The sequence below is a fragment of the Litoreibacter roseus genome (genome assembly GCF_009811795.1).
In the GTDB taxonomy this organism is placed as follows: domain Bacteria; phylum Pseudomonadota; class Alphaproteobacteria; order Rhodobacterales; family Rhodobacteraceae; genus Litoreibacter; species Litoreibacter roseus.
The window spans coordinates 64,862-78,149 of the sequence record NZ_BLJE01000006.1 but is presented as its reverse complement, the minus strand read 5'-3'; the positions used below and the strand labels follow the sequence as shown (position 1 = coordinate 78,149).

At 59.1% G+C, this 13,288-nt stretch carries 14 protein-coding genes; 9 read left to right on the top strand and 5 right to left on the bottom strand.

The genetic code is table 11. The features are described from left to right. Positions 1 to 21 precede the first annotated feature (21 nt). Positions 22 to 345, bottom strand: a complete 324-nt coding sequence (locus KIN_RS19320; RefSeq protein WP_159810204.1) for a hypothetical protein — start codon at positions 343 to 345, stop codon at positions 22 to 24. A 252-nt stretch (positions 346 to 597) separates the two neighbouring features. Then, a complete protein-coding gene (locus KIN_RS19315) occupies positions 598 to 1,440 on the bottom strand; it encodes a LysR family transcriptional regulator (RefSeq protein ID WP_159810202.1) in 843 nt (280 codons plus the stop codon). A gap of 99 nt (positions 1,441 to 1,539) precedes the next feature. On the opposite strand from KIN_RS19315, the gene KIN_RS19310 reads away from it, so the two are divergent. From KIN_RS19310 to KIN_RS19290, 5 genes are all read left to right on the top strand, one after another. Further along, complete coding sequence (locus tag KIN_RS19310; RefSeq protein ID WP_159810200.1) at positions 1,540 to 2,865, top strand: YncE family protein; 1,326 nt, start codon at positions 1,540 to 1,542, stop codon at positions 2,863 to 2,865. Positions 2,866 to 2,927: 62 nt separating this feature from the next. Further along, on the top strand, positions 2,928 to 3,785 hold the full coding sequence (locus KIN_RS19305; RefSeq protein WP_159810199.1) for a DUF1349 domain-containing protein: 858 nt from the start codon (positions 2,928 to 2,930) through the stop codon (positions 3,783 to 3,785). Between the two features lie 14 nt (positions 3,786 to 3,799). After that, positions 3,800 to 4,639 (top strand): alpha/beta fold hydrolase, encoded by an 840-nt coding sequence (locus tag KIN_RS19300; protein WP_159810198.1) that lies wholly within the window; start codon positions 3,800 to 3,802, stop codon positions 4,637 to 4,639. A 9-nt stretch (positions 4,640 to 4,648) separates the two neighbouring features. Continuing rightward, a complete protein-coding gene (locus KIN_RS19295) occupies positions 4,649 to 5,146 on the top strand; it encodes a hypothetical protein (RefSeq protein ID WP_159810196.1) in 498 nt (165 codons plus the stop codon). Beyond that, positions 5,134 to 5,568 carry a hypothetical protein gene (locus KIN_RS19290; protein ID WP_159810194.1) on the top strand — a complete coding sequence of 145 codons (435 nt, stop codon included), beginning with the start codon at positions 5,134 to 5,136 and terminating at the stop codon, positions 5,566 to 5,568. Before KIN_RS19295 ends, KIN_RS19290 begins: the two co-directional genes overlap by 13 nt. A gap of 358 nt (positions 5,569 to 5,926) precedes the next feature. Here KIN_RS19290 and KIN_RS19285 read toward each other — a convergent pair whose 3' ends face one another. Together KIN_RS19285 and KIN_RS19280 are read right to left on the bottom strand one after the other, a co-directional pair. Further along, on the bottom strand, positions 5,927 to 6,961 hold the full coding sequence (locus KIN_RS19285; RefSeq protein ID WP_159810192.1) for an IS110 family RNA-guided transposase: 1,035 nt from the start codon (positions 6,959 to 6,961) through the stop codon (positions 5,927 to 5,929). Between the two features lie 199 nt (positions 6,962 to 7,160). Next, a complete protein-coding gene (locus KIN_RS19280) occupies positions 7,161 to 7,745 on the bottom strand; it encodes a hypothetical protein (protein WP_159810190.1) in 585 nt (194 codons plus the stop codon). Between the two features lie 91 nt (positions 7,746 to 7,836). On the opposite strand from KIN_RS19280, the gene KIN_RS19275 reads away from it, so the two are divergent. Continuing rightward, the gene (locus tag KIN_RS19275; RefSeq protein WP_159810188.1) at positions 7,837 to 8,478 is read left to right on the top strand and encodes a TetR/AcrR family transcriptional regulator; all 642 of its coding nucleotides are present in this window, start codon (positions 7,837 to 7,839) and stop codon (positions 8,476 to 8,478) included. Between the two features lie 184 nt (positions 8,479 to 8,662). On the opposite strand, the gene pyrH is transcribed toward KIN_RS19275, so the two are convergent. Then, a complete protein-coding gene (pyrH, locus tag KIN_RS19270) occupies positions 8,663 to 9,394 on the bottom strand; it encodes a UMP kinase (protein WP_159810186.1) in 732 nt (243 codons plus the stop codon). Between the two features lie 130 nt (positions 9,395 to 9,524). Here pyrH and miaA point away from each other — a divergent pair, with 130 nt between their 5' ends. From miaA to KIN_RS19255, 3 genes are all read left to right on the top strand, one after another. Next, positions 9,525 to 10,409: a tRNA (adenosine(37)-N6)-dimethylallyltransferase MiaA gene (miaA, locus tag KIN_RS19265; RefSeq protein ID WP_159810184.1), complete on the top strand. Its 885-nt coding sequence runs from the start codon at positions 9,525 to 9,527 to the stop codon at positions 10,407 to 10,409. A gap of 90 nt (positions 10,410 to 10,499) precedes the next feature. Then, positions 10,500 to 11,330, top strand: a complete 831-nt coding sequence (locus tag KIN_RS19260) for an AraC family transcriptional regulator (protein ID WP_159810182.1) — start codon at positions 10,500 to 10,502, stop codon at positions 11,328 to 11,330. Between the two features lie 214 nt (positions 11,331 to 11,544). Further along, a complete protein-coding gene (locus KIN_RS19255; protein WP_159810180.1) occupies positions 11,545 to 13,218 on the top strand; it encodes an ABC transporter substrate-binding protein in 1,674 nt (557 codons plus the stop codon). The last annotated feature ends 70 nt before the right edge of the window (positions 13,219 to 13,288 follow it).

The window sequence follows — 13,288 nt, the reverse complement described above, 5'->3', positions numbered from 1 at the left end:
ACCCCACGGGCCTGAGACGCCCTAGAGTTTGTCGAGCGCTTCCTTGAACATGCCTTCCACCGCATCGAGCTTTTTGCGGGTGAGCTCCACATCGGCCAACCGAGTCTCAAGCTGCACGCGGCTGAGCTTGCCCAGATCAATGGGCGACGGGTCCGCAATCGGACCAATGCCCCCACCCAGGATCCCGCCGAACCCGCCGGTGACGATGCCACCAAGCCCACCATCCGGCGAAGGATCCGTTACCGGACCAAGATCGATCCCGCGATTTACAATAAGATTTTCGATTGCGCCCAAGCGCGATGCAATCAATGAGTTTTGGGCAATAAGCGTACGGACAGCGTCCATGTCGACCTCCTAAAATAACACTCTTAAACGAGGTTAACCTACACGATTTCACCGAGTCGGTGAAGCCGCAGTGCAGCATGGACCGAGGACGCCAATGCAGGACCAGTCAGAACACCTCCCATCTGGCCTGCCCGAAGCAATCGAGTTTGGCAGGTGCGGCGGTGCGGAGAATGTCCGTAGAGAGCCCATTCCAACAGATGCTGCACAATTCACCAACGGCAGTTTTGTTGACCTCAACTGGGTGCCCTAGCTTCACGACCTTCTGCAGATCTCGATCAGTGCCCGCACCATTGGACGGCGATCGAGGCTGCGCCAAACGATGCTCGTCCCCAGCTCTGTTTTGAGTGGCGCGCCCTCCAGACAAGTCTCTATCCGTTTGAATGGGCTGGGGAAACCTTCAGGTACGACGAACGGTCCGTATCCTGCATGGGACATCACGATAGCGCCGATCGCTGTATCCACTTCCGCCAATGCATCCGCTTCGACGCCACCCGGCTCATGACGATCAAGCTCTGCAACCAAAACAGGTGCATCGCGCCGCGTATATCGAATGGTGGGTGGCCGATCATGGGGCGAGGCCATCGCATCGTATTTCACAAGGCGTTGTGACATAAGCGGGAGTTCGGAAAGCCCAGCTTGATGTATTGGCGGATGAAGGAAAGCGACATCGATCAGGTTCTGTTCAACCTGCGCTTCCAATGTGGAAGATATGCTCTCGGTCAATCTTACACGGGCAAAGGCGTTCTCTTCCCGAAACGCCTTCAGGATTGGAACAACAACTTGAACAGCGGCGATTTGGGTCATTCCAATCCGCAGATGTTGGCCAAGGCCGCGATCTGCATCCCGTGCCACCTCGACTGAGCGATCAGCCATGTCGATGATCCGCCGCGCGGCTTCGGTGAAGGCATCACCCGCCGGCGTCGCCTCGGCTCCGCGCCTGCCACGCTCGAACAGGCGAACACCAAGGTTTTCCTCAATACGCCGGAGCCGCGCGGTCAGCGCGGGTTGCGAGAGGCCCAGGACCTCGGACGCCTGAGAGAAGCTCTTCTCCTCACTCAAAGCGACCACACAGCGATAATCCATCACCGAAAACATCTATAACCTTTCCTTATAGAACATATCGAAAACCAACATTGTCGGGGCGCATTCATCACCCAACTTGTCGTGCATATTCATTTCGTCAAGGAGGACACCATGACCCGCTTCCCACTTACGGCCAGCATTGCAGGCGCCATTCTTGCACTGCCTGCTTATGCGCAGCAGCCGCCCGATTTTGAGGGACGCTACATCGCCGCGATCTCGGACGGGGACATGCGTGCCTATGCCTATATTGACGGGCAGATTGGTGAGAAGCGCGGCTCGGACGAGCTGGCATTGATTGGGTTACCCTTGGTTGCAACCGAACCAACGGGGCGGATCGAAGTATCCAACTCGGTCATCAATCCGGTCTACTCCATCGCGCATAGCCTCGACGGAAATACGATCTTTGTGGCCGAGACAGCGACCCCTCAGGAAGAGGCCGATGTCACCATCCGTGATCTGCAACCTGGCACGACTTTGCGCGCGATTGATGTAAGCGATCTTTCGGCCCCACGGGTGATTGATGAGGTCGAAGTCGGAAACCGACCCCTTGGTGTCTCTGTCAGCCCGGATGGCCGGACGCTCGTGCTGGCGACCAAGACACGAGGGAGCCCACTGACCTTTGTGACTTTTTCAGATGGCCAATTCGGCGAGGCGCAGCAATTCCCGCTTCAGAACGTATCCGAGATGCCCGAGCTGTTCGACGGAGGACAACTGCCACATCACGCCGAATGGCATCCCACCGAAGATGTCGTCGCAGTCACGCTTAACCTGCGCAATCAGGTCCAGTTTTATCGCGTTGATCGTACCGAGAACGGAAGCGTTTCGGGGATCTCCCAGTGGGGGAACTCGGTGGCCACAAACAAATGGCCAATGTCCGGCAAGTTTTCGCGAGATGGGCGGCATTTCGTGACCAATGACTTGGGATGGGGTCCTGATCTTGGGCCGGATCGGAACGGCACTTATGCACCGCCATCAACCCTAACTTCTATCCGGCTTGCTGGGCCGGAAGATGCAGAACCGCGGCACTTCAGCATGGGTGGTGTCAGCGTACCGCAACATGCAGAAAGCATCGCCTTCTCCAACGACGGCACGATGATTGTGACACTCAATCTTGGCCAGACCTGGATCCCTGAAGGTGAGCCAGGCCACTCCTTGTCGAGCCTGACACTGGTGGAGTTTGACGCAGTCACCGGCCTGATGGAGCACGCCGGTGACTGGGAGATGCTGGGCATCTTGCCAGAGGGCGTCGCGTTCGATGCGTCCGACCGATACGTCGTCGCTGGTATATTTGAGTACGAAGGGCCGGAGCCGCGCGCGAGCGCGCTGGAGTTCTGGCGGGTGCAGCGTGATGTGGGCGAAGCTCCACGCTTGGTGCCGACCGGTTACGCGGTTGAGACCGGACCCGGCGCTCACTCACTTGTTGTCGTGAACAACTGATCCGCGGCGGGGCGGCTGTTCGAATGGCCAACCCTTCCTTTTCTATATGATTGGAGACTCCCATGAAGTTAATTTCCGCGGCGGCGCTCGCCGCAACTCTCTGCGCGTCGGCGACTGCGTCGTTGGCTGATGACATCGCTGACCTGAGCACGACCTTTGATGACGCTTCGGCACTCGATGCCTGGTCGGAACATCTGCCCGATGGTTTTACGCGCAAATGGCAAGAGCCGCGGGTCGAGGGCGGCAGGCTTGTCTTGCAACCGGTATCCTCTGGCTGGTTCGAAGATAATCAAGCCGGTCATCTCTACCACCAGATCAGCGGTGATTTCATCGCAACCACGCGGATCGAGGTGACCGGCACCCAGGCCGACTTGCCGCAGACCTCCTTCTCGCTTGCAGGGCTGTTCATTCGTGCGCCGCGTGAGGTTTCCGCTGCCACATGGATACCGGGGCAGGAAAACTGGCTGTTCTTTTCAATCGGTACGGCGGCCCCAGCCGGTGAGCCACACTACGAGCTGAAAACAACGACCAATTCGCTATCGACACTGCAGATCCTTCCTGCGCCGACCGGCCCGGTCGACCTGCGTATTGCTCGCCATGGCGAAATCTTCACGTTGCTGACCCGCCCACAAGGTGAAAACTGGGAGGTGGTTGAGCAGATCATTCGCCCTGACCTGCCGCTGGTCCTGAACGTCGGTCTCACTGCCTATGCCGACTACGACAGCGTGGCCCCGATCTACCCCAACTTCCAGCTCTACAACACCGAAGGCGCGCCGACTGAGAATGCGGACCTGATCGCGCATGTGGAAAGCTTCGACATTCGGCGTCCCGCAACGGGTCGTCTGCCCATTGCCAATATCGACGCTCCCGCATTCCTCGATGTGATCGCGCAACGCCGCGATGATGTGATGGCCGATTGAAGAAGGAGTGAATGATGGAATTCAATCGCAGAAACCTTCTAGCGCTCGGGGTGGCGACAACCGCAGGGGCACTTATGGCGGGGCGCACGGCCCTGGCGCAGAAGACAGCGACCGTTTCCCGTGCGGGCTCCGACATATACTACGAGACGCACGGGGAAGGCCCACCAATCCTGCTCTTGCATGGAGGGCTTGGTCATTCCGGCTGGTTTGACGGGCTGCGGGATCATCTCGTTGCTAGCGGTTACCAGGTTGTGCTGGTCGATACGCGGGGGATGGGAAGATCGTCCCTCGGTGACATCCCATTATCCTACGCCGCACAGGAAGATGATGCCCACGCCGTGTTGGATGCCCTCGCGATTGAAACCTGCCCTGTGATTGGATTCTCGGATGGCGGGATCACGGGCTACCGGATGGCGGCTCGCCCTTCACCGCGCGTCTCGAAACTGGTAACTATTGGTGCGCGATGGTCGGCAGAGAATGGCCGCGGGATGTGGGGCACATTCGACACCTGGAACCGAGAGTCGCTTGGCTCAGGGGATTTCCGTTTCATCGTCGAGGACTATGACCGATTGAACCCCGATGGCGACTTTGATCGCATGGTGACCCAGGCTGCCGCAATGTGGAAAGACAGCAGCGCCGACGGGCATCCGGAGGGTCGGATTGGAGAGATCGCCATCCCCGTTCTCGTGACGGTTGGGGACAACGATCCATTCATTTCAGTGGCGGATGCGGACGAAGCACGACGGCAAATGGTGTCTGCACATTTGCTTGTTGTGCCCGGTGCCACACATCCAGCGTATCAGGAACGACCCGATGTGTTCCGGCCAGCGCTAGATGCGTTCCTGACCGACTGACGGTCGAAAATGCGCCGCTCAAATTGGTTAGACCACGTTATACTGACACGACGTGCATTCGCCGGTGGGCTGATCGGGGTTACGGCTTTTCCAAGGCCCAGCCCGGCCCACCATGGTTTCACTGGATCTTATGACAGCGCACGCCCGATCTATGTCGCTGGTGACGTCATCGATGCGTCGTTCCGCCGTCCACACCCGGTGATCGAAATGCGGGTGGATGCGGAACTCAGACCTCCCACTGATTTGCGGGAGGGTGCAGAGTTTGCCGATATTCTTGATGTTCGTGCCGAAGACTTGGGTCGGATCATCGACGTGGAGTACCCACCGATCCGTCTATTTTTCAACCTTCAAGGTCGCATCCGGGTCGGCGGCAGGATCGAAACCATCGTCTATCAAAACTGCCGTCCCCCGCATCAATTGCGCGGTCAGTGGCTGCGTCTGGCGGACGGCGAGGCCATTGTCCGTCGTGGACGAATGCAGACAGAGGATGCCGGGTGCTTGAGCTGACGCCTGTGCTTGCATGGCTGGAGGCGTCAGCACTTGCGGATTGGGTCGGCGGACCAATCTACCCGCTCATCTCGGCTATGCATATCCTTTCAATTAGCTTTCTGATCGCGCCGATCATCCTGGCCGACTTGCGGGTCATGAGGTTGAAAAGGACCGACGATGCGGTGGTGAAGCTCAGCCGCATTGCGCTACTTGGCTTCGGCGCAGCAGCAACCACGGGCGTGCTGTTGTTTGCTGTTCAAGCCACTCGCTACGCTGAAAACCCCGCTGTTCTGATCAAGTTTGCTCTCATCCTACTGGCAGGCGCAAACGCCGCGCTGTTCGCTGCGTTCAAGAGCATGCGTCCGGTGACCGCCTCGCTATCAATTTGCCTATGGTGTGCCGGGCTCGTGGCCGGACGATGGATTGCATTCGCGGCGTAGACTTTTGGGTATCGCATAGAAGCAGCCATTGACCTTGCCCGGTTGAAAGCCCGCTTCTCTAATCGGGCGTTTGGGTCAAGTTCATTTCATCTTTTCATTTCCGTGCTGTAGGGATTGTTGTCTCTCATCCGGGTCACACTTCTCTTCGCAGTCATTGATGGTCCGGTTCGGTTGGACCGCTGCATGCATGTGTCGGATTGGGTATGGAGCGCCCCACTTAGTCTCGCGCTTCAAGTTGCGCAGTGAGCTTTTTCGGCGTCATCTATTACCAGGCAGGGCATGTTCAGATGCCCGAGAGGGCACAGACCTCGTCCGGTGAGGGACGATCCCGTCTTTGGCTTCAGGAAGGGGTATCAGGTCATGCAATTCCCTCCATTTTCCCATGACGGAACTCGGTGTTGTCAGCCCACATGCGGTGCATGATGACGGCCAGCTTTCTGGCAACGGCGACCAGAGCACGGCGGCGGCCTTTGCGGCGCATCAGGCGTAGGCCCCAGCTCTTGATTTCGGAACTCGCAACAGAGCGCATCATCATCGCATTGGCCGCAGCATAGAGCGTCGCACGTACATCTCTGTCGCCTGCCTTCGAGATGCGGCCTGGGTTATCCATCTCCCCGGATTGATATCGTCGCGGGGTTAGGCCGAAGTGAGCGGCAACGGTGCGAGAGCTGGTAAACCGCGCTGGATCATCGACAGCCGCACGGAACGTCAGGGCCGCAATCGGGCCGACACCGGGGATCGCCATGAAGCGCAGACAGATCTCGTCATGACTTGCCGCCTGCTTCACACGGCGGTCCAACTCGCGATAGGTTTTGTAAAGCACAGCCCGCGCATCTAGCAGTGGTAAAAGTGCATGAGACAAATCCGGGTCTGCCTCGATCAACGGACGGACCCGCTCATCGAATGACCCCTGATCGACACGGGGTGGTAAGCGCAAGCCAAAGACCCGGAACAAGCCACGAACTTCATTGGCCAGGTCGATGCATTTCTTCTGAACCGCCTTGCGACTGCTCAGGAGCGCTCTTAGCGCGTGCGCTTCGCGGCTCTTGATAAAGACCTTGCCGTACCATCCTGACCGCAGCACCTGTGCAATCCCACGCGCATCCGTCTTGTCGGTCTTATTGCGCATGGCTGAAAGGGCGGCGTTCACTTGTCGTGCTTCCATACAGACAACATCAAAGCCAGCGGCCTGCAGGCCAAAGTAAAGATATTGGCTCATTGCACCGGACTCAAATCCAACCCGACACTGACCAGCGGGCACATCACGCAAGCAGACCAAGATATCCTCAATCTCGCAAGCGACAGAACGCTCGAAGATGTGTTTGCCATCAGCGTCAACCACACAGACAGCCACCGACCGCAACGACACATCCAAACCCGCATAGTAATCCATTTCGTTCTCCTCAAATTGCAGAAACATCCTGCAACTCTATCAAGAGCCTGACCCATCAACCCGGTCAGCCCGATTACCCATGCTTCGTCCCGCTTTGCTGACCTTAGCGGGCGGGATAGGATGGATAAGCTCAGCACATAGCTTCGTATGTCAGACTCGAGCCCGACCCACGATCAGGTATGCATAATTGCCCACTTATCTACTCGACCTTGAAGAACTGCGCGTCGTCGAGTTCTGTCGGTCTTGAGATGCAGCGGTCGACGCTCTGATCACCAAATCGCAGACGTGAACCGCCCTCATCCACCAGCACCAGATCCAGGTCGGTACAGTCCGTCACCAGAAACGGTGGGCCCGAGATACAGTCCCTGACGTCCACTGCTTGATTGAGGATCAGATCGCAGTCCCCCATGCCAACGGCCGCCATCAAATCCGGAACGTCCATGTAGATTGTCACCTCCGATGTCTCGTTGACCAATTCCAGGTTCAATGCACCGGGGACAATATCCGAGGCACCGACAGGCGTGTAGGGACCGGAAGACGCATATGTGAATATCGGCATCTGGCCGTCCGCGTCGGCAAAAATCTCGGCGCGAATGTCTTGCCGGGTCTCCGTGAAGATCGTCGTCTGCCGCAAATAGGCGCTCGGGCCACCGCCGGGCGCCTGTTCTTCGGACAGGCCGGTTTGCCAAACACCAATCAGATCGGTTTGGGTCGTTTCAGCTGTCGAGGGGGATTCTGCGGCGAGAGACGCGAGGGCGCAGGCGAGTGTGAGCGTAGACTTCATCGATCAGTTCCTTCTATCTTTGCAGTGACAAGTTATGGGGCTCAAACCCATCTTGTCAATGACAAGTCTGATGGTAAGATGCGGTATGTCGATGTCAGACCTCTCCGATAAGCGCGCTCCGTATCATCACGGAGACCTTCGCAACGTGCTGATCGCAGCGGGTCGCGAGATGCTTGAGGCCGATGGTCTGCGCGGGTTTTCATTGCGAGCTTTGTCGCGGAAAGCGCGGGTGTCGCACGCCGCCCCCGTTCATCACTTCAAGACGCTGAGCGCCTTCTTGGCAGAATGCAGATCAGATGGTTTCCGAGAGTTGTCAGATGCGCTTGAGGCCGCAAAGGCAGGCGCATCGCCTTCGCCGACGGACATCCTGTGTCATATGGCGATTGCCTATTTGAAGTTTGGCGTTGCTTATCCGGTGATGTTGCGTGTCATGTTCGACAAGGACACCGCACCGCCGAAGTCGCATGATCCGACCAGTCAGTCGCGTCGGGCCTATCTTCTTCTTGAGGAAGCTGTCCGTGCAACCTTGCCTGATGTGACCCAGCGTGCCCCAGAATTCGACGTGCGGATCAATGCCGTTTGGAGCCTGATCCACGGGTTCGTGATCCTTCACAACGAGGATCAGATCTGCACGCAATCGGACCCGCCGATGACGACGGGGCACATGCTTGTTACCGCGCTTTCAGCACTGTTGGGCAGCAAGTACCCAAAGGATCTTGAAGGCACACTGTAGACCCGTTCCCGGTGTGCGCGTCAGTCAAGACACTGTCGCTTTTACTTCAACCGATCTTTGCTTATCCGAATGGCGCAAACGTTCAGACTGCTCCGCGAACATTCGCGCCATCCTGCAAAGCGTTCAAAGTCGCTCTGCGTTATTCTTTGCGCGAAAACTCTCAGCTTGCAGGGAAGGCGCGCGATCAGTCCTTGACGACCGTATAGGTCCCCTCGCCCGCCAGAATGCCCCGGAACCCGCCCGGCTCATCCAGCGAGAAGACCACGATGGGCAGATTATTGTCCCGTGACAGCGCGATCGCCGAGGCGTCCATGACCCCCAACCGTTTGGCCAGAACGTCGTCGTAGCTGATGTGATCGAAGCGCACCGCGTCGTCGTGTTTCTTGGGATCCTTGTCGTAAACCCCGTCGACCTGCTTGCCCATGAAGATCGCCTCGCACGCCATTTCATTGGCCCTGAGCGCCGCAGCAGTGTCGGTGGTGAAATAGGGGTTCCCCGTCCCGGCGGCAAAGATACAGACCCGCTTCTTTTCCAGATGTCGCACCGCCCGCCTGCGGATGTAGGGCTCCGCCACCTCGTTCATGGTGATGGCCGAGATCACCCGTGTGTGGATGCCCAACGCCTCCAGCGCGCCCTGCATCGCCAGCGCATTCATAACTGTTGCGAGCATACCCATATAGTCCGCCGTCGTCCGCTCCATCCCTTGGGCCGAGCCCTGAAGCCCGCGGAAGATGTTGCCGCCCCCGATCACCATGCAGATCTCCACGCCCAGATCGTGGACCGATTTGACCTCCGCCGCGATCCGCTCGACCGTAGGGGGATGCAGTCCGAAGCCCTGATCGCCCATCAGCGCTTCTCCGGAAATCTTCAGCAGAACGCGGCTGTAGGTCGTCTTTTCTGGCGTCGTCTCGGTCATGGCGATACTCCGGTCTGGTGGGATAAGGGGCTGGGTTGCAAATTGGCGGCAAAATGTCGGAAAAGCGCCAGAGTTTCAACGCCGTGTTTCAGAGTCCTGCCCCACGGCTTGCCAAAAGGCTCCGCGACCCATGTTTCCGCCCGATCTTCTGTCCCGGATTGCCCCGGAAACGCCCGTCCTGATCGCCGGCCCCACGGCGTCGGGCAAATCGGCGCTGGCCCTTGAGATCGCAGAGCACCAAGGCGGCGTGATCGTCAACGCAGACGCGCTGCAGGTGTTCGACTGCTGGACCATCCTCAGCGCCCGTCCCCCGGCCGAGGATCTGGCGCGCGCGCCCCACACGCTCTACGGCCATGTGCCATGGGACGCGCCCTACTCGACCGGCCACTGGCTGCGCGACGTCGCCCCCGTTCTGCACGCCTCGGACAGACCGATCATCGTTGGGGGCACCGGACTGAACCTGACAGCCCTGACCGAAGGGCTGGCCGACATCCCCGCGACCCCGCCAGAGATTCGCGCCGAGGCCGACGCGTTGCCCCATGATCACATGCTGGACGAACTCGACGATAAGACCCGCGCGCGCATTGACACGGCCAACCCCGCCCGCGTGCAGCGTGCGTGGGAGGTCTGGCGCGCCACCGGGCGGACCATCACCGACTGGCAAGCGAGCACCCGGCCACCGCTGTTGCCGTGTGAGACAGCCGTCCCCATTGTGATCGACGCGGACAAGGACTGGTTAACGCCCCGCATTGCGCACAGGTTTGACGATATGCTTGATAAAGGCGCTTTGGACGAGGTTCGCGCGATGCAGGATCGCTGGGATCCCACGCTGCCCTCGGCCAAGGCCATCGGCGCGCCAGAGCTCATGGCCTTCCTGAATGGCCAGATCGATTTGGCCACGGCGCGCGAGCGGGCGATCATCGCATCCCGACAATATGCCAAGCGCCAGCGGACGTGGTTCAGGGCGCGTATGAAAAATTGGCACGCGGTGCGGATAAGCGGCAATCAGCCATAAACTCACGATTTTATGACATCACGATTTGACAAGACTATTTTCACCATTTCATCAGTATGACGTTAACCACGCACTGCCACGGACCCCGACATGCCCGCCACCCTCACGGCCTCGCCCACCTTGCCGCGTATTGAAACGCTTGCCGCGTTCCAGCGATGCGAGACATGGCGCAGCGACACTGCCCGCACGTTGCCGCATCCGATCCTGTTCTGGATCACCCGCGGTCAGGGCCGGTTTATGGTCGATTGCAAGATGCGTGGCGTCGGTCCCCATACGGCAGTTTTCCTGCCTGCGCATACGCTCTTCAGCTACGAGATGTTTGCCCAACCGCAGGGGATGGTGATCTCTCTGCCGGACAGCGAGGGCGACGCCCTGCCGCAACAGACTGCGGTTCTGCGCTCCAACCTTGTGCAGCACCAGACGGAGATTTCCGCACTGATCGACGCCATCGTGCGTGAAATCGGCGCGAAAACCGATCAAATCGGGCGAGACCGTGCACTTCGGGCCCATGTCATGCTGTTAGGCGTCTGGCTTGACAGGCTTCTGGCAGAACAGCCCCCCGTGGCCGCAGGCAAATCCGAGAAGACACTGCGCCAGTTCAGCCATGTGGTTGGCCACGATCCGGAAACCGGCAAAAGCCTCAGCGATTTTGCCGCGGAAATGCAGATCACACCCACTCATCTGACCCGGCTGACCCAAGGCAGCGTCGGAAAACCGGCCTCTGCACTTGTGACGGAACGGGTCATAAATGCGGCCTGTGATGCGCTGGTTCACACCAACACAACCGTGCGCGAAATCGCCGAACAGCTGGGCTTCAGCTCCCCCGCATACTTCACGCGCGCCTTCCAAACGCAGACCGGAAAGAACCCGACGGACTTCCGGAAGGCGAATGCCCGCGTTGTGGAAGCTTCCCCTAGGTAAATCCCCACACGTCGCTTTTGCACTATGAACGTGTCGTTTTTTTTGCTTTGCATGACGGTTCCAGCCGTTGACCTCATGCGCGATATGATGCGTCATGGGTTCACAGCGCGCAGGGGAGGCGCCGGACACACCTAACTGACCCTTCGGAAATACCGGACCGCAAGCGGTTTGGCACTAAGTATTAAGACGTCACCACGTCTACAGGGAGAAAGATATGACGAAAGACACGCTAACCGGAGCGCCGATTCATCCGGCGGCACGGATGTATGCGGACGAATGCAAGGCGGGCAAAATTGACCGCCGCGAATTTCTGGCCCGGACCACGGCCTTCGGCGTCACCACCGCCGCAGCTTATGGCCTGATTGGCGCGACAGCGCCCGCACACGCGGCAGGCCACGCGCAGCAAGGCGGAACGCTTCGCATGCAGATGGAAGTCCGCGCTCTGAAAGATCCGCGCACCTATGACTGGACGCAGATCGCCTATTTCACCGCCGGCTGGCTGGAGTATCTCGTTGAGTACAACTCCGACGGTTCCTTCGAACCGATGCTGCTGGAAAGCTGGGAAATCAACGAAAACGCCACCGAGTACACGCTGAATGTCCGTCAGGGCGTCAAGTGGAACAACGGCGACGATTTCACCGCCGAGGACGTGGCGCGCAATATCGAAGGCTGGTGCGACAAGGATGTCGAAGGCAACTCGATGGCCGGTCGCTTCGCCACACTGATCGACGCCAACACCAACAAAGCCGTGGAAGGTTCGATCGAGGTTGTGGACACCCACACCCTGAAACTGAACCTGCCAAGCCCGGATATCACGCTGATCGCGGGCATGTCCGACTATCCGGCCGCCATTGTGCATTCCAGCTTCGATCCTTCGCAGGACGCGATGATGTCCAACGCCATCGGCACCGGGCCTTATATGCCTGAGTCCCTTGAGGTTGGTGTCAAAGGCGTGATCGTGCGCAACGAAGGCTTCGACTGGTGGGGCTATGCCGCGGGCAAAGGCGCCTATCTGGACCGCATCGAATACATCGACTACGGCACAGACCCTGCTGCATGGGCCGCCGCCGCCGAGGCCGACGAGGTCGACATGATCTACGAAACCGTTGGCGATTTCGTCGACGTCTTCGACGGTCTGGGCTGGGTCAAATCCGAAGTGCCCTCCGGTGCGACCATCGCAATCCGTCCGAACCAGGACGCGGAAGTCGACGGCAAGAAGCCCTATGCGGACGTGCGCGTACGCCGGGCCATCGCCATGGCCTGCGACAACGCTGTCTGCCTTGAGCTGGGCTATGCCGGGCGCGGTCAGGTGGGTCACAACTTCCACGTGGGCCCGATGCACCCCGAATACGCCGAGCTTGAAGGCATCGGTCACGATCCGGCGGGTGCCATGGCTCTTCTGGAAGAGGCCGGAATGGCGGATTTCGAGTTCGAGATCATCTCCATCGACGATGACTGGCGCAAGAACACGACCGACGCGGTCGGCGCCCAGTTGCGCGATGCAGGCTTCAACGTGAAGCGGACGATCATCCCCGGCTCCACCTTCTGGAACGACTGGACCAAATATCCGTTCAGCTCGACCAACTGGAATCACCGTCCGCTGGGCACCCAGATCCTGGGCCTGGCCTATCGCTCCGGCGAAGCGTGGAACGAAAGCGCGTTCAGCAACGAAGAGTTCGATGCCCTTCTCGCCGAAGCCAACTCCATCGCGGATGTCGACAAGCGTCGCGAAGTGATGGCCAAGCTTCAGGCGATCATGCGCGACGAAGGCGTGACACTGCAGCCCTACTGGCGCTCGCTTTACCGCCACTCCAAGGAAGGCATCGTGGGCGGCGACATGCACATCGCGTATCTGCCGCAGATCTACAAGATCGGCTACGCCGCTTAACAAAATCCCGTCAGGGCCGCGCCGACCAGCGCGGCCCTTTCGCTTTCAAACCTCTGCCAACCGTTTCTAT